The sequence below is a fragment of the Confluentibacter citreus genome, assembly GCF_002807055.1.
GTDB lineage: Bacteria > Bacteroidota > Bacteroidia > Flavobacteriales > Flavobacteriaceae > Confluentibacter > Confluentibacter citreus.
Genome location: NZ_NIXN01000005.1, coordinates 226,978 through 246,596 on the forward strand (window position 1 = coordinate 226,978; position 19,619 = coordinate 246,596).

Consider the following 19,619-nt stretch of genomic DNA (forward strand, 5'->3'; position numbering starts at 1 on the left):
TTACTGCCAACTTAAACTATCACCTTCCTTAAGTAACCAAGTATCCACCAAACCTGCATTGACCTCTAAAACATATTTTGCAGGAACATTTGATGGCAATGACGTTTCATCAAAGGGTTTGGCGTTTTTTTGATAGCTCACAATTTTTTTATTAGCACCAATATAAATGATATCTAAGGGGATTTGTGTGTTTTTCATAAAGAAATAACGTTCCATAACATCATCAAAAACAAATAACATGCCTTGATTGGTTTCCATAGAGCTTCTATACATCAATCCTGTTTGAATATCGTACTCGGTATCGGCAATTTCAATGTCTAGTTTGATTTCGGTAGAATCGGTGGCGATTTTAAAAATAGTCAGATCGCCTTCCTTGTTAAAAATAACTTCAGTTTGTTTGATGGTCTTTTTTTCTTCCTTACATCCTGCAATGCTAAGAAGTAACATTCCTAAACCTAAAAAAACAACTATATTTTTTTTTAAACACATATTGAACTGATTAATTTACTGGGCTTTTGGTTTATAAATAAACATAAAATAAAGACCGATAATGATAAAAGGAATGCTTAACCATTGTCCGGTATTCAATCCAAACCAATTAATATATTCTTCACCTTGAGGCTCTTTAACAAATTCCACAAAGAAACGAACGGTCCAAAGTAACACTAAAAACAGACCAAATAAGAAGCCGGTTTGATCTCTTTTAGGAGTTTTAGAATACACAAACCATAAAATTAAGAACACAAATATATAGCAGAAAGATTCATATAATTGTGCTGGATGTCTGTAAGGAACAGCTTCTAATAAATCAGCAAACTGTGGATTTTCTACAACAGCATCATATGCTTTTTGAACATCTTTTATACCTGTTAATTGGGTAATTTCATATTTGTTATAGTAATCTTGTATGAAGCGGACACCAAAGTTAGAATCGGTTACTTTTCCAATAATTTCTGAATTAATAAAATTGCCTATTCTAATAAAAACAGCTCCAGAAGCAACCGAGATAACGACTCTATCCAAAATCCAAAGCAATGATTTATAGTTGTACTTTTTTCTATATAAATACATACCAACAATAATACCAATGGCAGCCCCATGACTTGCTAATCCTTGAAATCCAGTGAATTCAATCCCATTTTTAAAACTGAATGGTAAAAAAATGCTGAAAAAATCTTCTGAAATAAGTTCCGATTGATAAAATAGCACATGCCCCAAACGCGCACCAATCATGGTTGCTAAAACAGTGTATATAAAAAGGGGATCCAAATAGTCTAAATCTATTTTTTCCCTAATGAAAATACGTTTCATGATATACCAACCCAGAATGAAAGCGACCACCCACATAAGGCTATAAAAATGAAGATTAAAGTTGCCTACAATGTTAAAGGCTGATATAGGATTCCAATCAAATTTTAATAAATACATAGATTCTTATTTCAAAATTTCTAAAATTTCAACTTCAAATATCAAATTGGTCTTTGGAGGAATATCTCTATTTCCAGTTTCGCCATACGCTAAATGATAAGGGATAAAAAGGGTGGCTTTATCACCAACACTTAATTGTTTCAAACCTTCTTTAAATCCAGGGATCATTCGGGCATCTGGGCCAATTTCAAAAATGATTGGTTCATACCCATTGGCTGCTTTTTGGCGTAGGTTAACAGCATCAAGCGCTTCTGCGGTTTCTAATTTACTGGTTCCAAGAAGTTTTCCATCTTCAAAATAAACTGTATAATTTCCCAATATTTTATGAGTTTCAGTCAGTTTTTCACCCGTGCCTTTTTCGGTAATAATATATTCTAAGCCAGAAGGTAGGGTGGTTGTTTTTTCTTTTTGTGTATTGAATTTTTCTTGGTTAGATTTTAGTAAAGCCGCCTTCTTTTCTGCTTTTTCTTTTTCTAGACGTTCTATTTCCGCAAAATGGTTTTTAAAGATACTCGTAGCATTAAACGATTTCGCGTCTTTACCTTTTCTAATAATGTTTAACTCTTCAATAACAATAGGTTCTAAAGGTTTGTTGGCAGGATCGGTTTTTACATTGGAAATGGAATCCTGGATATCAATTCCCAGAACTAATTCACCAAAAACAGTATGCACGTTGTCTAAGGAAGGCTTCGGTATTTCGGTTATAAAAAACTGACTTCCATTGGTGTTGGGTCCCGAATTAGCCATAGAAAGTATGCCTGGCTTATCGTGTTTTAAATCAGTTTTGAATTCATCATTAAATTTATATCCAGGACTTCCCATCCCATTACCCATAGGGTCACCACCTTGAATCATAAATCCATCCATAACACGATGGAAAATAAGGCCGTTATAAAACTTTTTTCCTTTATAAGTTTCATCAACAAGGGTATTAGTCCCTTCAGCAAGCGATATAAAATTAGCTACCGTTACAGGTGTTTTGTCATAAAATAACCTAGCAACCATAGTACCTTTAGTAGTGACAAATTCGGCATATATACCATCCTCTAAATCTGGGTATTGTGCCTTACAAGACGAAAATCCCATTATAAAAATCAGGGATAAACCTAGAAGCTGTTTAAAAACTCTCATAAATTAATCAGATTGGTTTTCGGTAATTGAATGGACAGTGACTTCGCATATTAGAGGTATGTTAGTTCCAATTTTATTTAGATCGCCATAATAACCGTATGCTTTTTGGGAAGGGAATAAGAAGGTTACCGTTTCGCCGGTTTTCATGAGTTTTAATCCTTCACGAAGCCCCGTAAACAATTCTTCTTTATCCATCACATACGTTTTGTCTTTAATATCGTCCTTGGAATATATTAAAGAACCATTTAAGTCTTTAACCTCATAATCATAGTTAATAATATCACCAAATTCTGGAGTTTCTAAGCTGTCAATGTCTACTTTGGTATTATAATAATACCAAAATCCACTTTTAGAGGCAATGTAATCTTTCTTTTCTCTCTCCATTAATTTTTTAATGGTTGCTTGTTCATTAGCATTTAACTTTTTATTCCTTTCAACAGACGCATCAATGAATGAGCCTGTTTTTGTGGAAATTGGTTTTCTTGCTTCTGGCATTTTACAGCTAGCGAAGGCCAATAATAGTAGGGCTAGGGTTAGTAATTTATTCATTGTTTAGGGCTTTATTATAAGTAGGCAATATACTAATAAATTTTTCAACTGTATCTTTTAAAGATAATAGGCTTTTCCCTCCAGCAGCATTTGTATGGCCGCCTCCTTCAAAATGAGCTCTTGAAAATTCGTTAACCGAAAAGTTTCCCTTAGAGCGCAACGATATTTTAATGATACCCTCTTGTTTGTCTTCAATAAAAATAGCAGCCATAACAATGTTGTTTAATGATAAACCATAATTAACAACACCTTCTGTATCTCCTTTTTTGTAATTATATTTATTTAATTCTTTTTGGGATAAGGTAATGTAAGCTGTTCTAGATTCTGGAACAATCCTTAAGTTTTCAAGTGCACATCCTAAAAGTTGTAACTTTTCGTAAGTGTTAGTATCAAAAACATTGTTATGGATTTGTGAGTTATTGGCTCCTTTTTCAATAAGATTTGCAGCGATACGGTGTGTCTGGCTTGTAGTACATGAAAACCTAAACGACCCCGTATCGGTCATAATACCAACATATAAACAGGTGGCAATATCCGTATCAATTGTATTGGCATCTCCCAGCATATCAATAAAATGATATACCATTTCACACGTAGAACTCATGGCAATATCCGAAAAAACATAATTAGCATAGTCTTCTGGTGTTTGATGATGGTCTATCATTATTTTTACGGCATTGCTTTGGGTTAAAACACCTTCCATACTGCCAGTTCTATGCAAGGCATTAAAATCTAAAGTAAATATAATGTCTGCCTTTTGTATTAAATTGTCACACTCTTTTGTTTGGGAATCGTGTTTTAAAACAGTGTTGTCGCCCGGCATCCACTTTAAAAAATCCGGATAGTCATTAGGTGCAATTACAGTAGCTTGGTGATTGTGTTTTTTTAGGTAATGATATAAACCAAGTGTAGAGCCCATGGCATCGCCATCAGGGTTTTTATGTGGAACAATAACAATCTGTTTTGGAGACCCCAATAATTGTTTAATGCGTTCAATATCTTGTTGTGTCATAGGAAGCGAAGATACAATTTTTTTAAAACTGGATTAACTTGTTTTAATGAGAAATACGTTACTTTTGCACCGAAAATTACAAAGAGGTTTTGAATGTATTTTCTAAAGAGTCGGTTTATGATTTCATGAACATCTAGTTATCAAACAGTTAAAAATTGAATAATTTAAAACAAAAAAATGGCAACAAATAGAACATTTACCATGCTAAAACCAGATGCTGTTGAAAAAGGACACATTGGTGCGATACTTGAAAAAATTTCAGCTTCGGGATTTAGAATAGTGGCAATGAAATTAACACGAATGACCAAAGCTGATGCACAAACTTTTTATGGAATTCATAAAGAACGCCCATTTTTTGGGGAATTGGTAGAGTATATGACTCGTGGCCCTATTGTAGCCGCTATTTTAGAAAAAGATAATGCTGTTGAAGATTTTAGAACTTTAATAGGTGCCACAAACCCTGCGGATGCAGCTGAAGGCACTATTCGGAAAATGTTTGCTGCATCTTTAGGTGAAAATGCGGTACACGGAAGTGATAGCGATGAAAATGCCGCTATAGAAGGTGCTTTTCATTTTTCAGGAAGAGAGATGTTTTAAAAAGCATTCACAATATTTACATATTAAAAAGCCTGCATATTTGCAGGCTTTTAAATTTCTCAAAAGTTAAAATAATAGATAATGTATATATATTAGATGACTTTTACGTTTACTGCGTTTAACCCTTTTCTACCTTCCTGTAAATCAAATTCAACGGCATCGCCTTCGCGAATTTCGTCAACTAATCCAGAAATGTGAACAAAATGCTCTTTTTTTGAACCTTCTTCGACAATGAATCCAAAACCTTTAGACTCGTTAAAGAATTTTACGGTACCTTTACTCATACTTAAAAAATTAAATTTGTTATTATAACAAATATAATAGAAAATATTATTGGAGCAACAAAAAAAGCCTGTCAATTATTTGACAGGCTTTTTTTTGTAAATTGTTAAAGTATATATTAGATTACTTTTACGTTTACTGCATTTAGACCTTTTTTACCTTCTTGTAAATCAAATTCTACTGCATCACCTTCACGAATTTCATCTGTTAATCCAGAAATGTGTACAAAATGTTCTTTGTTGTTGCCATCTTCAGTGATAAATCCAAAACCTTTAGAGTCATTGAAGAATTTTACGGTACCTTTACTCATTGTTATAAATATAAAAAATTAAGTGACAAAGATATAACTATAATTGATAATAGCTAGTTATTTTTTATTTTATATTTTTTTATTTTAAAATATTGATATTGAACTCATTTTAATTGTCCATACAATTGAAAAAGTTTTACATGCGTTCATTAATTAACGTAGCACAATTTTTTTGATTAATGGCTTTCCAAGCGCTTCATTTAGCATAGACATAATTTTATCTTTTCCGTAGCTTAATTCTTCGCGAAGGACGCTAGAACTTAATTGTACATAAAGAATGTCACGTTCAAGTTGCACGGATGTGGTATATTTATTAACCCCATTGCCCATTAAGTTGGACCAAGCATCGGCGACGTTTACTTTGTCTAGTCCGGTTTCTAATTTATTGGTTTCAACAAACTCTTTAAGGGCATCGGCAATACTGATATGGTCGTTATGGCGTTTTGGCATGTTTACTAATTTGAATGTTTTTTACTCATCATAGCCTGATTTTTAAATACTGAATTCATGTAATTTTTTTACAAGCTTTTCTTTTTGATACCAATCGTTATAAACTAATTCTAAGTTTTTCACTTTAAAAGAACCAAAATGATGACTTCTGTATGCTTCAATTAATTTTAAAAATTGTAATTTATCATTTAATTTATTTTGAAATCTCATAACTGTAGTATGGGCCGTTTCTATGGCGTATCGCTTGTCTATACTTTGTTGTAAGTTACTATTTTTAAAATTATTCCTTAAATTATTTCTTATGCTATTTAAAAAATTGTTATTCATAAAACCTTGAATCATGAGACAAGAAGGGGATGCCGTAATGCCTCTAAATTCAATTTCAATTTCAGGGTTTTCAATCAAACTTTTCGATATCAAATCAATATATTCTGAAATATCAATACGTTCTAATTGAAAGCCTTCATAACAGGAGATGATAGACATGACTGTTATATGAATATCCGAATTTTTATAATAATATTGATTAGGTTCAACGGTTTTAATATTATTTAAAAATTTTTGAATGTTATTTTTAACTGCATCAGGAGGTCTTATTAAAAGTGTTATCCCAAACCTATTATCTAAAGATGAATTTATTAATTTATCAACTTCGTAATCGTCATCCATAATCTTTTTCATGGATTCTATATAAAGTTTGTTGTAATGTTCTTCCAGATTCATTTCCTAAAGCCTAAACATTTCGTAAGATTGATGTACTTGTTTTATAACATCTTCAGTTCGTTCTGGGTGGGTATCGCTTATAAATAGCTGGCCAAAATGTTCGTCGTTCACTAATTTAATGATTTGCGCCACACGATTTTCATCTAATTTATCAAAAATATCATCCAATAATAAAATAGGATTGACACCACTCTGAGCTTTTATAAAATCGAATTGTGCCAATTTTAAAGCAATTAAAAACGATTTTTGTTGTCCTTGACTTCCGAATTTTTTAATAGGATGTTCCTTAATATTAAAACTCAAATCGTCTTTATGGATGCCAACATTGGTGTATTGCAAGGCCTTATCTTTATTAATGTTGTTTTGTAAGAGGGTGTTTAGATTGTTTTCAAATAAATCGCTTTCATAAACCAATTCAACATCTTCTTTGTCGTTGCTTATAACTTTGTAGCGCGACTTAAAAACAGGGATAAATGCCTTTAAAAAAGCAGCTCGTTTTTCAAAAATACGTGTGCCATAGTCTGTTAGCTGATTGTTATAAATATCAATCGTATCGGCATTAAACGTATGGTTTAAAGCGAAATATTTTAAAAGTGCATTGCGCTGAGCCAATACTTTGGTATATTTTATTAAATCTGACAAATAATTTTTATCACTCTGGGAAATGACGCTGTCAATAAATTTCCTTCGGGTGTCGCTACCTTCAATAATAAGGTCTCTATCGGCTGGAGATATAATAACCAAAGGCAACAATCCGATGTGGTCACTAAACTTATCGTATATTTTGCCATTACGCTTGATTACCTTTTTTTGTCCACGCTTTAAACTAACCACTATTTTTTCGATGGTATCATCTTTATGGTAATCACCATTAATTACAAAAAAATCTTCATCGTGTTTTATGTTTTGGGTCGCTACCGGATTAAAGTAACTTTTCCCAAAAGATAAATGGTAAATAGCGTCTAAAACATTCGTTTTTCCTAAACCATTATTTCCTACGATGCAGTTTATCTTGTCGTTAAAGACAAATGATTTGCTATCAAAATTTTTATAATTGAGAAGGGAAAGCGATTTTAAAATCATATAAATAATAACTTATAGGGTATTTGGAGTGCAAACTCGTAAAAAGAACTGCAAATTATTGAAAAATATCAAATAAATACCCTTTTAGTTATGAAGAAAAATTATATTTTTGCGGCGCATTAAAATACAATACATGGCAACTTATAATAAAAGAGGAAGCAGACCAAAAACAAAAGAAGAGGTAGAGCAAAATATTGAAGAAAGTTCTACAACAGCAGAGGTATTTAACACACTGGATCAATCAGCTTCAAGAACAGAAGCGTTTGTTGAAAAAAACCAAAAATATATTTTTATTGTAATAGGACTTGTTGCGGCAGTTGTACTAGGGTATTTAGGTTATAATGAATTTATAGCAAAGCCAAAACAAGTGGAAGCCATGAACGACATGTTTCAAGCCCAGAAATATTTTAATGAAGCTATAAATGGTGTTGAAAAAGATTCTTTATTCAATTTGGCATTGAATGGCGGTGAAGGTAAATACGGTTTCTTAGATATTATTGAAGAATATAAAGGTACACCAGCAGCAAATTTAGCTAATTATTGTGCAGGTACTGCCTATTTAAGATTGAAGGATTACAAAAAAGCTGTTGAGCATTTAGGTAATTTTAAAAGTGATGATGAAATTTTAGCGCCATTGGCAAAAGGTAATATTGGCGATGCATTTGTACAATTAAACCAGCCAGAAGATGCTTTAGATTATTATGAGCAAGCGGCTAACATGAGAACTAACGAGTATACAGCACCCATGTACTTATACAAAGCTGGGGCTATTGCTTTAGAATTAGGTAAAGCAGATAAAGCATTAACTTATTTTGAACAAATTAAGGAAGAATTCCCTAATTCGACTGAAGCAGCCACTATTGATGTATTTATAGGTAAAGCACGCGTGTTGGCAAATAAATAATATGGCAACAGCTAATAAAAACTTATCAGATTATGATAAAGCTACAATCCCAAACGCGAAAGATTTTCGGTTTGGGATTGTTGTTTCTGAGTGGAATGATACCATTACCGAAGGGTTATTTCAAGGTGCTTACAATGCTCTAATTGAGAATAGTGTTTCGCCAGAAAGCATTATTACATGGCATGTTCCAGGGAGTTTTGAGCTCATTTATGGCTGCAAAAAAATGCAGGAACAACAGGTAGATGCTATTATTGCCATTGGAAGTGTCATTCAAGGGGAAACCAAGCATTTCGATTTTGTTTGCGAGGGTGTTGCCCAAGGCATCAAAGATTTAAACGTATTACACGATACACCCGTGATTTTTTGTGTACTTACAGATAATACCATGCAACAGGCCTTAGACCGCTCTGGTGGTAAACATGGTAATAAAGGTACTGAAGCTGCTATTGCTGCTATTAAAATGGCTGATTTGCGTAAGAACGCTTAAATAGAAGTTTCAAAGTCTCAAAGATTCAAAGTCTCAAAGTTTCTGAGTCTCAAAGTTGCAAAGTGAATAAGATTTAAAGCCTCAAAGTACCTAAGTATTTTTTAGTTTTAGAATTTTACTCTCCAACTCTCCAACTCTGCAACTTTGCTACCCTGGTACTCTGTAGCTCTGCAACTTTGAAACTCAGAAACTTTGCCACTTGTCACCTGTTAACAATTTTTAGCAATTCCTTTCCTTATTTCTGTCTATTTTTAAGTATTTTTGAGGTACAAGCAATACAACTATTTTGTTCAATCAGCGTAAGAATAAATCATTCAATTATAAATCTAGATTTTCTAAAGAAACAAATTCAGATGCCAATCAGTTAGCCACTGATAGAGACAAGGATTTCGTTTCTAAATGGAAACAAGACAGCCACTTGAATAAGCGCAAAGTAAAAGGTGGTATCTCAATGAAAATACTGATATTGGTTTTGGTATTATTATTGATTTGTATGTATGTATTGGAAAAAAAATACATGTAACATAAACCGAAAAAAATCATGGGACTTTTAAAATTGCGTAAAAATAAAAAATTTAGTTACACACCTCGTTATTTTGATGATAAAGGAGAAGGTAGCCCATTTGAAATCAAACATAAATTTGATGATTACAGAAAAACGGTTGGGAGTAACAACGGACTGAAAACAAAATTCACTAATGCTATAGATGATTTTAAGACAAATCCAGATAAAGAAGCCAATAAACGTATATTGATCATTGCTGCAATACTGCTTCTTATATGTCTTTTTATCATCGGATTCGATTTATCCATTTTCTTTTCAAAGTAATTCATGGCAGACATTATACAGCTTTTACCAGATCATGTGGCTAATCAAATTGCTGCTGGAGAAGTTGTTCAACGTCCGTCCTCAGTTGTCAAGGAACTTTTGGAAAATGCCATTGATGCCGAAGCAACTATCATAAAACTGATTATAAAAGATGCCGGTAAAACCCTTGTTCAGGTCATAGACAATGGAAAAGGCATGAGCACCACCGATGCCCGACTTAGTTTTGAGCGTCACGCCACCTCTAAAATCCGGACCGCCGACGATTTATTTCAACTCCATACCAAAGGGTTTCGTGGGGAAGCATTGGCGAGTATCGCAGCCATTGCCCATGTAGAGTTAAAAACCAAGCAAGAGCATGATGACGTTGGTAATGCCATTATTATAGAAGGAAGCACGATTGTTTCCCAAGATGTTGTGGTGACTCCAAAAGGAACATCCATTTCGGTAAAGAATTTATTTTTTAATATTCCGGCACGTCGCAATTTTTTAAAATCCAATGCTGTGGAATTGCGTCATATTATTGATGAATTTCATCGTGTGGCATTGGCGCATCCTAATATTTCATTTTCATTTTACAATAATGGAAGCGATGTTTTTAACCTCCCAACGGGTAATTATAGGCAGCGTATTGTTGCTATTTTCGGAAGCAAAACTAACGAAAAACTGGTGCCTGTTGAAGAGACTACAGAGGTTTTAAAAATAGCGGGATTTGTGTGCAAACCTGAATTTTCTAAAAAAACCCGAGGAGAACAATATTTTTTTGTAAACGATAGGTTTATAAAGAGCGGTTATTTAAACCATGCTATTTCGTCTGCTTTTGATGGTTTATTGAAAAGCGGTTTGTACCCAAGTTATTTTTTATATTTAACTGTAAACCCCCAAACGATTGATATAAACATCCATCCCACAAAAACAGAGATTAAATTTGATGATGAGCATACCTTGTATGCGTTATTACGTTCGGCTGTGAAACATAGCTTAGGACAATTTAATATTGCACCGGTACTTGATTTTGAGCGCGACCCCAATTTAGATACACCCTATGATTACAATAAAATAGAGGCTAATAATCCTGTTATTGAAGTCGATAGAAGTTTTAATCCATTTAAAGAAACTTATAACTCAGGAAAGCAAACGACCGCATTTAAAACCCAAACCTTAACCAATTGGGATAGCTTGTATGTCGGATTAGAATCTAAAGGAAACGATTTTAGAAAAGAATTTAGTGAAGTTCATTTTGAAAGTGAGGAATCCACGGAATCTATTTTCGGTACTACTTCACAAGCAGAATATGTGCAAACTACGTATCAACTGCATAATAAATACATCGTTAGCACTATTAAATCTGGGATGCTTATTTTGGATCAATACAGGGCGCACCAACGCATTTTGTATGAAGATTTTCTTAAATGCATGACCATAAAAGAAGGGATGAGCCAACAATTATTATTTCCGCTAGAACTTCATTTTTCAACAACAGATATAGAAATCATTAAACAGTTAAAGCAAGATTTGGAACACGCAGGGTTTGTGTTTTCAAACATTCATAATGAGATTGTTGAAATTATGGGGTTGCCCGTAAATATTCCAGAACAGGATGTGCGTAATATTTTAGAGTATTTAATAAGCGATGTAGAGAATGAGGTGCCAAATAGTAACTTTAGCGCCACCGATTTACTGGCAAAATCCATGGCAAAAAGTTTAGCCATTAAAAGAGGGCAATCCCTTAAAAAAGATGAACAAGAACATTTGGTAAATAGTTTGTTTGCTTGCAAAGAACCTAATGTGTCACCCAATAATAAAGTAACGTTTATAACTATGAGCGTTGATGAATTGGATAAAAAATTTATATAATTTAAAGTAATTTTTAATTATTTGTCACCTTGAGCGCAGTCGAAAGGTCTTTTTTAATTTGATTACTTAATAAAGGAAAGATTATAATTATGATGAGGATTTCAGATACCGTGAAACATTTAATAATCATTAATGTGATTATGTTTATTGGCACGTTAACCATTGGTCAAGGCGTTTTGTTTACAGATTGGTTTGCCATGTATTTTCCGCAAAACGAAGCATTTAAACCTTGGCAAATCATCACCCATATGTTTATGCATGGCGGTGTTATGCATCTGTTTTTCAATATGTTTGCCTTATGGATGTTTGGTTCTGCGGTAGAGTATTATCTTGGAAGCAAACGATTTTTATTTCTTTATATATCAGCGGGGTTAGGAGCTGTTGCGCTCCAAGTTGGCTATTATTATATGGAATTTTTACCAGCGTATAATAACTTAATCAATTCTGGATTAACGTCGGACCAGATTTCACAAATGTTATCGACTAATAAAGTGCTGCAAGGGGTTAGTCAATCCCAATTATCTGAACTTCAACAAATATTCCCCATTTTTAATGCGTCTATGGTAGGAGCTTCCGGTTGTATTATGGGGGTTATGGCAGCTTTTGCCATGATGAATCCAAATGCAGAACTCATGCTTATTTTCTTGCCTATTCCCATAAAAGCCAAGTATTTTATTCCAGGTATTATTATTTTGGATTTAATTTCTGGTGTAACAGGTCAATCGTTTTTCAGTCCGAGCAATACGGCTTATATGGCACACGTTGGTGGTGCAGTCGCAGGGTTTTTAATTATGTGGTATTGGAAAAAAAATCAATTTAATAACAATCGCTGGAATTAAAAATGACATCCCTCTCTCAAGATATAAAGACTAGGTTGGCACGTTTGAACGTGTTGGAAAAAATCATTGTTATTAATGTCGTTATTTTCCTTTTTGGTTTTGTATTATCCCTGATACTAGGATATTCACATGGCGTTAGTTTAAGTTGGTTAGAATTACCGAGTGATTTTGAAACATTTATTCTAAAACCTTGGTCTCTCATTACCTATGCATTTGCACATTACGATTTTTTCCACATCCTTTTTAATATGCTGTGGCTGTATGTTATAGGGCAATGGTTTCTCAGTTTGTTTAATCCGAAACTCGCATTAAACGTCTATTTTTTAGGAGCTATTAGTGGTGGACTCTTATTTATGATTTGTTATAATCTATTTCCTAGTTTATTGACAACATCCAGTTTGGTGGGTGCCTCAGCGTCAGTGAGGGCTTTGCTTATCTTTCTTTGTGCTTACATGCCTAATAAAGACCTCCAATTTTTTACATTCAATCTTAAATTGTGGTACATTGGTCTGGCAATTGTAGTTATTGATGTTATTGGGCTTTTCGGACTCAATACAGGTGGTAATTTGGCCCATCTAGGTGGGGCGGTACTTGGTTATGTATATGCAAAGCAATTTTCTAAAGGACACGATATAGGTAAAGGATTTGGAAAATTTATGGATGCCATTGTTGATTTTTTTAGTTTTTCAAAAAAATCGCCATTAAAAACCGTCCATAAAAATAAAAGTAAAGTCGGTGGTTATACTAAAGCCGATTTTAATCAGTTTAATCATCAGAAAAAGATTGATGTTATTTTAGATAAAATTAGTAAAAGTGGTTATGATAGTTTAACTGCTGAAGAAAAGGAATTTTTATTTAGAGCTGGGAAATAGATTATAAAGATGAAAAAACTAAGCCTCATTGATAAAATCATGTTTGTTTTTAATATCATTGTGGCTACTTTACTGCTATTATCTTACATATTACCGTATTTGCCCCCAAAAGCTTTTTTTGTACTTTCTGTACTTAGTTTGGGTGTTTCAGTTCTTATTTTAATCAATGTGCTGTTTTTCCTGTATTGGTTGTTCAAATTAAAAAGCCAACTCTTAGTATCCTTAACGGTTCTTGGAATTGGTTACATTATGTATGATTCTTTATATAAATTTTCATCCTCTAAGAATATTGAGAATGCCAATAATATTAAAGTGATGAATTATAATGTTAGGCTGTTTAATTTATATGATTGGATTTCCGAAGATAGCATAGATGCTAAAATACTGGATTTTATAAAAAAGGAGTCACCAGATATTTTAAATATCCAGGATTATCATCCCAATCCTGATATGGATTTTTCTTTTTTCAAATACAAGTATGAAAAGCTTTCTGGAAAAAAATTAAAAAGTGGTCAGGTAATTTTTTCTCAATATCCCATCATAAACTCGGGGTCTTTAGAGTTTCCCAATACGGCTAATAATGCGATATTTGCCGATGTTGTAAAAGGTAAGGATACGATTAGGATTTACAACATCCATCTTCAATCTTTAAAAATTGATACCAATGTTGAAAAGCTAAAACAAGAGAACACCTCGCATCTTTTTAACCGTGTGGGGTCAACGTTTAAGATGCAACAAGCGCAAACAGAACTTTTTTTAGAGCATAAGAAACAGTGCAAATACAAAATGATTATTACGGGCGATTTTAATAATACGGCTTATTCATATGTTTATAGACGTATTAAAGGCGATTTAAACGATACCTTTATTGAAGGGGGTAATGGTTTTGGACGTACATATGATTTCAAATTTTTCCCTGTACGAATTGATTTTATGCTTGCCGATGAGGCTTTTGCTGTAAATGGGTTTAAGACTTATAATGAGCGTTATTCCGATCATTATCCCATTATGACTAAGCTTAGTTTGGAGGAGTAATCGCTTTTTACATAAACGAACAATCCACCACATCGGCTATCATATGAATCACCAATCCCAAAGCCACTAATCTAGATTTTTTCGGAATTAAAAGACATACATAAAACGTCATAGCAAAATAAGAGTGGAGTGGGTGAAAACCAATACTGCATCTATTCGGGTCAAAAATGGGGGTTGCTAATAAGTGGTCCAAATCAATCAAAATACCAGCCAACATCACTAAAAAAGCATATTTCCATTGCGATTTGTACCAAATTAAAGCCACAAAAAGGGGCAACAATAGATGGCATCCGTAATGAGCAAAAGTTTGTATCATTATAAAGGTGATATGTTTTGGGATTCTAAATAATTTAAGGTGTTGGGGCCTTCATTAAAAAGTACATCCAGAATGCTTAAATTATTTATAAAACCATGCTTTTCTTGAAAGACTTGGTTATACGCTTCAAAAGGTTTTAAACACTCTTTTTTGGCATCTACCAAATATCTGTAATCTGTTGCATTTTCAATGTTTTTTTGAAAGACTTTTGTTTTGGATGTGTTTAATTCCAATTGTAAACAATCACAAATCGCTTCAAAACATTTAAAATTGAAATCTAATATAAAGTCAGCTTTTTCTTGAAATAGTGGTTGAAGCTCATCTTCATAATATTCGAAAAAAGGAGATGTTCTGTAGGCAGACAGTAACGATTTCCAATGCTGGTCTTGCCATTTTTCTGTATTGAATATTTTAACATCTTTATATTTCTGTCGGTCCTTTTGAGTGTGAATAACGGGAATATTTAAAGCTAGCTTTCCGTTGGCTCCATATATATAAGTACGGTTTCTGAGTGTTTGCTTCAAAAAATTATCTTCAACTTCAAAGATGACTTTATCTGCATTTGCCATCGCGACAAAATGGGAGATATTTGGAAAATATGTTGGATGTAATATAATGCTCATTTGTTGATGCGTTTATTCGTTTATTTGATGAGAGTTTCTCAACGCATTCAACTTATTAGTTATACTTTCAATTTGTTCTCTTAAAGCAGTATATTCTTTTAAATTAATAAAATCTAGTTCGTAAGAAATTATAATTTGATTTAAAACTTCAAAAGCAGAGCTAAAAGCCATTATTGTGAAATGGGCTTTATCTTTATTGGTTTTTCTAGCAGAACCTTCAGCTATGTTTGAACAAATAGAAATAGAAGCTCTTCTTAATTGAGAAGTTAATCCAAATTTTTCGTCAGGTGAAAATTTACTGGTAATTGTATAAATATCTTTTGAAAGCTTTTTTACTTCAACCCAAACTTCTAATTTTTCAAAACTATAAGTGTACATTTTCAATCGTTATATCAACAAATAAACAAATCAACTATTTCTTTCTAGCTCTCCATTTATTGAAACCAATAAAACCAATTAGCACTACCAAGAAAGGTATGAAAAAAGAAATTGGTTTTCCGCTACCATTAACGGTTGTAAACATGCGTTCCCAACGAATTTTATTAAAGAATCCTTGTCCGAAACTATTCCAACTCATCCAGATAAATACAGGTTTACCAACGACGTGGGTAAATGGTACTAATCCCCAAGCTCTAGCATCTAAGGAGTTGTGGCGATTGTCTCCCATCATCCAATAGTAATCATACTTAAAGGTATACGTGTTTGCCGCCTTACCATTAATATAAATTTGGTGTCCTTTTACTTCCAAGGTATTCCCTTCATATTCAGAAATGGCACGTTTGTAAAGTGGTAATACTTTTAAATTAATGTTGATGGTTTTTCCAGCTTCGGGGATGTATAAAGGGCCAAAAAAATCATTGTTCCAATTATATTGTGAGTTGTGAGGAAAAATGCTTGGGTCTCTTTCACCTTGTTCTTGTATGTTAGGCGTAATGCTAACGACGTTAGGATTGTTTTTGAAATTTTTTAATGCCTCATCTGAAATGGCTGAAAAGAAATACATGTTATTAGAGTTTGGAATAATGCCAAATCTATCTGTAATATCATATCTATTAGCCATAAACATAGGGTCGAACTTATTTGTTTTTGGTTGGACATAATAGCTAAACTGCAAATGTGCTCTATCGGGTAATTCATTCTTTTTTCCATTGATGTAAACATAGCCCTCTCTAATTTCTAAAGAATCACCGGGAATACCTACACAGCGTTTTACCAAATTGGTTTTTTTATCGATGGGCTTATAATAATTTCTATCCGGTTGAAAATCATTCATATCCAGCAGTGTGTCTGCAGGTTGATTAAAAACCACAATATCATTTCTTTTTATTTTTTGGAACCCAGGAATTCTTAAATAAGGGAGTTGTAATTTGTTCTTCCAAGAATCACTGCCTTTATGGTCGTCAAATAAATAAGATTTTGCGTTCAATTTAGGAATCGTATCATGAACCATAGGTGCAGCGACCGTGGTCATTGGTACTCTGGCACCGTAATGGAATTTGCTAACAAATAAAAAGTCGCCCACCAATAAGGATTTTTCTAAAGACGATGATGGAATGGTAAAAGGTTGAATGAAATACGTATGTACAATAGTAGCGGCCACGACAGCAAATAAAATAGAACTTGCCCATTCACCAGAACTTGATTTTGGATGTAAACTTCTGTCTTTTACATGTTCAACATGGGCGAAATAATTCAAATAATAATTGTAAAATCCAAAAGTGATGATGGCTAAAAACGTGTCTATAGGTTGGTTTTTACCAAAACTTCTCGCCGTTTCTACCCATATCACGATGAACATAATCAGGTTTACTACGGGTAAGAACATCAAAATAACCCACCACCATGGTCTGTTTATTATTTTCATCAATATCACACCATTGTAAACAGGAACAAAAGCTTCCCAAGCTTGTCTGCCCGCTTTTTGGTACAATTTCCAAGTCCCCAATCCGTGAATTACTTGAATAATTAAAATAAATATTAACCATTGTGTTAGCGTCATAATCGTAATTTTTAATTTATAAAGTTAGTGCTTGGTTATATAAACATGTTACACGTTTTCAACGGATTAACCAATATTTAACACATCATTCATGGTAAATATTCCTGTTTTACCCACAATCCATTCAGCGGCAATAACAGCACCAAGCGCAAAGCCACCTCTGTTATGTGCCATGTGTTCGATAGTAATCGTGTCCACATCACTTTCATAAGTGACCGTATGGGTTCCGGGAACATCTTCTATTCGCTTTGCAATGATAGGAATTGTTGTGTCATTTCCTTCATGCAATGCCCAATTTTTATAAGTACTGTGTTTGGCAATAATATCGTTGGCAAGAGAAATAGCCGTTCCGCTAGGGGCATCCAACTTTTTTGTATGATGAATTTCTTCTAAAGATATGTTGTATTGTTTTAGATTGCTCATCATTTTGGCAAGCACTTTGTTAAGCTCGAAAAATATATTCACACCCAAACTATAGTTTGAAGCATAAATAAAAGCGCCTTTTTTTTCTTTGCAAAGGGCGATTGCTTTATCGTAATCATGTAACCAACCAGTAGTTCCAGAAATAACGGGAATTTGATGGTTTAAACACATGGAAATATTATTGAAGGCTACATCTGGAATACTAAAATCTATGGCTACATCGGCTTTTGTAATATCGTAGGCCGTATCGTCTTTATCAACTTTTAAAACAATCGTATGTCCGCGTTTTATAGCAATTTGCTCGATGGTTTGTCCCATTCTTCCGTATCCTAGTAAAGCTATTTTCATTTCTTTTTTAAAATTTAAAATTTAAGGTGAGTCCGGTCTGACCTTTTCCATCTATTTCATTTAATTGGTAATGCGGCGTTAAAGTCAGATTTTCATCAATATTATATTGCATTAAATGGGCATCAACGTTCGCATCGATAATATTCAATGCATATAGGCCAACAGTAATTAAAATGGATAGGTCTTTGTTCCTTCTATAAAATTGTTGCCCACGCTCTAAACCTTCGGTGGTAACTCTCGGATCTTGTAATTGATTACCATTGGCATCAAAATAAAATTCATCATTTTTAAAACCAGCCAACCTGCTTTTGTAAGCATCTCGGTACCTGTTGTATTCTTTATTATTGGTTGTGTAAAAATAAACACCTGTACCTATAGCACCCAATACAATAGGTATTTTCCAATATTTTTTATTGTAAGCTTGTCCTAAGCCAGGCAATAAGGCTGAATAAAAAGCAGCTCTTGCAGGCGCTAAGGCGTCTATGGGTTTGCTAATGACTATGGTGGAATCTATAATGACTTCTTTTGGCAGATTTATTTTTGTTGAATCCTTTTCTTGAGCTATCAATGAAAAACAAAACAAACATGAAAACACACAAACTGCCAGACATTTATTTAGCACCTTCAACTAATTTTTTTAAACGGTTAAAATCTTCTTCGGAATGAAAAGGAATGGTAATTTTTCCTTTCCCATTACCAGAAACTTTAACGTCAATTTTGTGCCCAAAGTATTCAGAGAACACTGGAATGCCATTTTTTATGAAATTTGGAATCTCTTGATTTCCAGTATTTTTTGATGGTGTTTCAATATTTTTAGAAACATTAAAATTGCGAACAAGTGCTTCTGTATCTCTAACGGATAATTGTTTTTCTAATATCTTCTCGTAAATATCCAATTGGATTTTTTGGTCTTCAATATTAATTATGGCTCGACCGTGACCCATAGAAATAAAGCCATCTCGAATGCCTGTTTGAATAATAGGGTCTAACTTGAGTAAGCGAAGGTAATTGGTGATGGTTGAACGTTTTTTGCCAACACGTTCACTCATTTGTTCTTGGGTTAAATTAATCTCATCAATTAATCGTTGGTATGATAAGGCAATTTCAATGGCATCTAAATCTTGGCGTTGGATGTTCTCAACCAAAGCCATTTCCAACGATTCTTGGTCGTTGGCAATTCTTATATAAGCAGGAATGGTTTCCAATCCAACAATCTTGGAAGCTCTAAAACGGCGTTCTCCAGAAACTAATTGGTATTTGTTAAATCCAGATTTTCTAACGGTTATGGGTTGAATAATACCCAATTCCCTAATGGAAGAAGCTAATTCTAAAAGAGACTCTTCGCTAAAATTGGTTCTTGGCTGAAATGGGTTTACCTCAATAGCATCCAAATCCAATTCAATAATGCTACCAATAACTTTATCCGCATTTTTATCTTGGACAGATTGTATGTCGTTGCTAGGGTCTTTTAAAAGAGCGGACAATCCTCTACCTAAAGCTTGTTTTTTGAGTGCCTTAGCCATAA

Annotated in this window: 26 protein-coding genes; 9 read left to right on the top strand and 17 right to left on the bottom strand. The window is 33.4% G+C overall.

All coding sequences use genetic code 11. The features are described 5' to 3' along the window. Genes CDH49_RS11355 through CDH49_RS11375 form a run of 5 tightly spaced genes read right to left on the bottom strand, consistent with a single transcriptional unit; the run spans nucleotide 1 to nucleotide 4,120 of the window. On the bottom strand, nucleotides 1-489 hold the full coding sequence (locus tag CDH49_RS11355) for a DUF192 domain-containing protein (protein WP_100615645.1): 489 nt from the start codon (nucleotides 487-489) through the stop codon (nucleotides 1-3). Between the two features lie 15 nt (nucleotides 490-504). Beyond that, complete coding sequence (lgt, locus tag CDH49_RS11360; protein WP_100615646.1) at nucleotides 505-1,428, bottom strand: prolipoprotein diacylglyceryl transferase; 924 nt, start codon at nucleotides 1,426-1,428, stop codon at nucleotides 505-507. Between the two features lie 6 nt (nucleotides 1,429-1,434). After that, nucleotides 1,435-2,559: a peptidylprolyl isomerase gene (locus tag CDH49_RS11365; protein WP_100615647.1), complete on the bottom strand. Its 1,125-nt coding sequence runs from the start codon at nucleotides 2,557-2,559 to the stop codon at nucleotides 1,435-1,437. Nucleotides 2,560-2,562: 3 nt separating this feature from the next. After that, nucleotides 2,563-3,108: a gliding motility-associated peptidyl-prolyl isomerase GldI gene (gene gldI, locus CDH49_RS11370; protein WP_100615648.1), complete on the bottom strand. Its 546-nt coding sequence runs from the start codon at nucleotides 3,106-3,108 to the stop codon at nucleotides 2,563-2,565. Next, entirely contained in the window at nucleotides 3,101-4,120 is a 1,020-nt protein-coding gene (locus CDH49_RS11375) for a DHH family phosphoesterase (protein WP_100615649.1), read from the bottom strand. Before CDH49_RS11375 ends, gldI begins: the two co-directional genes overlap by 8 nt. Nucleotides 4,121-4,297: 177 nt before the next feature. Here CDH49_RS11375 and CDH49_RS11380 point away from each other — a divergent pair, with 177 nt between their 5' ends. Further along, nucleotides 4,298-4,717: a nucleoside-diphosphate kinase gene (locus tag CDH49_RS11380; protein ID WP_100615650.1), complete on the top strand. Its 420-nt coding sequence runs from the start codon at nucleotides 4,298-4,300 to the stop codon at nucleotides 4,715-4,717. A 92-nt stretch (nucleotides 4,718-4,809) separates the two neighbouring features. Here the strand turns inward: CDH49_RS11380 and CDH49_RS11385 are convergent, their stop codons facing one another. From CDH49_RS11385 to recF, 5 genes are all read right to left on the bottom strand, one after another. Then, the gene (locus tag CDH49_RS11385) at nucleotides 4,810-5,001 is read right to left on the bottom strand and encodes a cold-shock protein (protein ID WP_100612357.1); all 192 of its coding nucleotides are present in this window, start codon (nucleotides 4,999-5,001) and stop codon (nucleotides 4,810-4,812) included. A 116-nt stretch (nucleotides 5,002-5,117) separates the two neighbouring features. After that, on the bottom strand, nucleotides 5,118-5,309 hold the full coding sequence (locus tag CDH49_RS11390; protein WP_100612358.1) for a cold-shock protein: 192 nt from the start codon (nucleotides 5,307-5,309) through the stop codon (nucleotides 5,118-5,120). A gap of 153 nt (nucleotides 5,310-5,462) precedes the next feature. Next, nucleotides 5,463-5,759, bottom strand: coding sequence for a DUF721 domain-containing protein (locus CDH49_RS11395; protein WP_100615651.1), 297 nt, complete (start codon nucleotides 5,757-5,759; stop codon nucleotides 5,463-5,465). Between the two features lie 42 nt (nucleotides 5,760-5,801). Then, nucleotides 5,802-6,482, bottom strand: a complete 681-nt coding sequence (locus CDH49_RS11400) for a 2'-5' RNA ligase family protein (RefSeq protein WP_100615652.1) — start codon at nucleotides 6,480-6,482, stop codon at nucleotides 5,802-5,804. 3 nt (nucleotides 6,483-6,485) lie between these two features. Next, nucleotides 6,486-7,565, bottom strand: coding sequence for a DNA replication/repair protein RecF (gene recF, locus CDH49_RS11405; protein ID WP_100615653.1), 1,080 nt, complete (start codon nucleotides 7,563-7,565; stop codon nucleotides 6,486-6,488). Nucleotides 7,566-7,698: 133 nt separating this feature from the next. Here recF and CDH49_RS11410 point away from each other — a divergent pair, with 133 nt between their 5' ends. From CDH49_RS11410 to CDH49_RS11445, 8 genes are all read left to right on the top strand, one after another. Continuing rightward, complete coding sequence (locus CDH49_RS11410) at nucleotides 7,699-8,469, top strand: tetratricopeptide repeat protein (protein ID WP_100615654.1); 771 nt, start codon at nucleotides 7,699-7,701, stop codon at nucleotides 8,467-8,469. 1 nt (nucleotide 8,470) lies between these two features. After that, a complete protein-coding gene (gene ribH, locus CDH49_RS11415; protein ID WP_100615655.1) occupies nucleotides 8,471-8,956 on the top strand; it encodes a 6,7-dimethyl-8-ribityllumazine synthase in 486 nt (161 codons plus the stop codon). A gap of 286 nt (nucleotides 8,957-9,242) precedes the next feature. Beyond that, entirely contained in the window at nucleotides 9,243-9,479 is a 237-nt protein-coding gene (locus tag CDH49_RS11420; RefSeq protein ID WP_100615656.1) for a hypothetical protein, read from the top strand. 18 nt (nucleotides 9,480-9,497) lie between these two features. Continuing rightward, nucleotides 9,498-9,785: a riboflavin synthase subunit beta gene (locus CDH49_RS11425; protein ID WP_100615657.1), complete on the top strand. Its 288-nt coding sequence runs from the start codon at nucleotides 9,498-9,500 to the stop codon at nucleotides 9,783-9,785. A gap of 3 nt (nucleotides 9,786-9,788) precedes the next feature. Beyond that, a complete protein-coding gene (gene mutL, locus CDH49_RS11430) occupies nucleotides 9,789-11,639 on the top strand; it encodes a DNA mismatch repair endonuclease MutL (protein ID WP_100615658.1) in 1,851 nt (616 codons plus the stop codon). 89 nt (nucleotides 11,640-11,728) lie between these two features. After that, on the top strand, nucleotides 11,729-12,478 hold the full coding sequence (locus CDH49_RS11435) for a rhomboid family intramembrane serine protease (RefSeq protein WP_100615659.1): 750 nt from the start codon (nucleotides 11,729-11,731) through the stop codon (nucleotides 12,476-12,478). Nucleotides 12,479-12,480: 2 nt separating this feature from the next. Continuing rightward, complete coding sequence (locus tag CDH49_RS11440; RefSeq protein ID WP_100615660.1) at nucleotides 12,481-13,350, top strand: rhomboid family intramembrane serine protease; 870 nt, start codon at nucleotides 12,481-12,483, stop codon at nucleotides 13,348-13,350. Between the two features lie 9 nt (nucleotides 13,351-13,359). Beyond that, the gene (locus tag CDH49_RS11445) at nucleotides 13,360-14,385 is read left to right on the top strand and encodes an endonuclease/exonuclease/phosphatase family protein (protein ID WP_100615661.1); all 1,026 of its coding nucleotides are present in this window, start codon (nucleotides 13,360-13,362) and stop codon (nucleotides 14,383-14,385) included. A 7-nt stretch (nucleotides 14,386-14,392) separates the two neighbouring features. Here the strand turns inward: CDH49_RS11445 and CDH49_RS11450 are convergent, their stop codons facing one another. The 7 genes from CDH49_RS11450 to CDH49_RS11480 all read right to left on the bottom strand — a co-directional run bounded on the left by CDH49_RS11450 (nucleotide 14,393) and on the right by CDH49_RS11480 (nucleotide 19,617). Next, complete coding sequence (locus tag CDH49_RS11450; RefSeq protein ID WP_100615662.1) at nucleotides 14,393-14,701, bottom strand: DUF6122 family protein; 309 nt, start codon at nucleotides 14,699-14,701, stop codon at nucleotides 14,393-14,395. Beyond that, on the bottom strand, nucleotides 14,701-15,324 hold the full coding sequence (locus tag CDH49_RS11455; protein ID WP_100615663.1) for a WbqC family protein: 624 nt from the start codon (nucleotides 15,322-15,324) through the stop codon (nucleotides 14,701-14,703). The genes CDH49_RS11450 and CDH49_RS11455 overlap by 1 nt, the downstream gene beginning before the upstream one ends. Before the next feature lie 12 nt (nucleotides 15,325-15,336). Then, entirely contained in the window at nucleotides 15,337-15,702 is a 366-nt protein-coding gene (locus CDH49_RS11460; protein ID WP_100615664.1) for a four helix bundle protein, read from the bottom strand. Between the two features lie 34 nt (nucleotides 15,703-15,736). After that, a complete protein-coding gene (gene lepB / locus CDH49_RS11465) occupies nucleotides 15,737-17,323 on the bottom strand; it encodes a signal peptidase I (protein WP_100615665.1) in 1,587 nt (528 codons plus the stop codon). 66 nt (nucleotides 17,324-17,389) lie between these two features. After that, nucleotides 17,390-18,094: a 4-hydroxy-tetrahydrodipicolinate reductase gene (gene dapB / locus CDH49_RS11470; protein ID WP_100615666.1), complete on the bottom strand. Its 705-nt coding sequence runs from the start codon at nucleotides 18,092-18,094 to the stop codon at nucleotides 17,390-17,392. 7 nt (nucleotides 18,095-18,101) lie between these two features. Further along, complete coding sequence (locus tag CDH49_RS11475) at nucleotides 18,102-18,716, bottom strand: DUF5683 domain-containing protein (RefSeq protein WP_100615701.1); 615 nt, start codon at nucleotides 18,714-18,716, stop codon at nucleotides 18,102-18,104. Next, complete coding sequence (locus tag CDH49_RS11480) at nucleotides 18,706-19,617, bottom strand: ParB/RepB/Spo0J family partition protein (protein WP_100615667.1); 912 nt, start codon at nucleotides 19,615-19,617, stop codon at nucleotides 18,706-18,708. Before CDH49_RS11480 ends, CDH49_RS11475 begins: the two co-directional genes overlap by 11 nt. Between the last annotated feature and the right edge of the window lie 2 nt (nucleotides 19,618-19,619).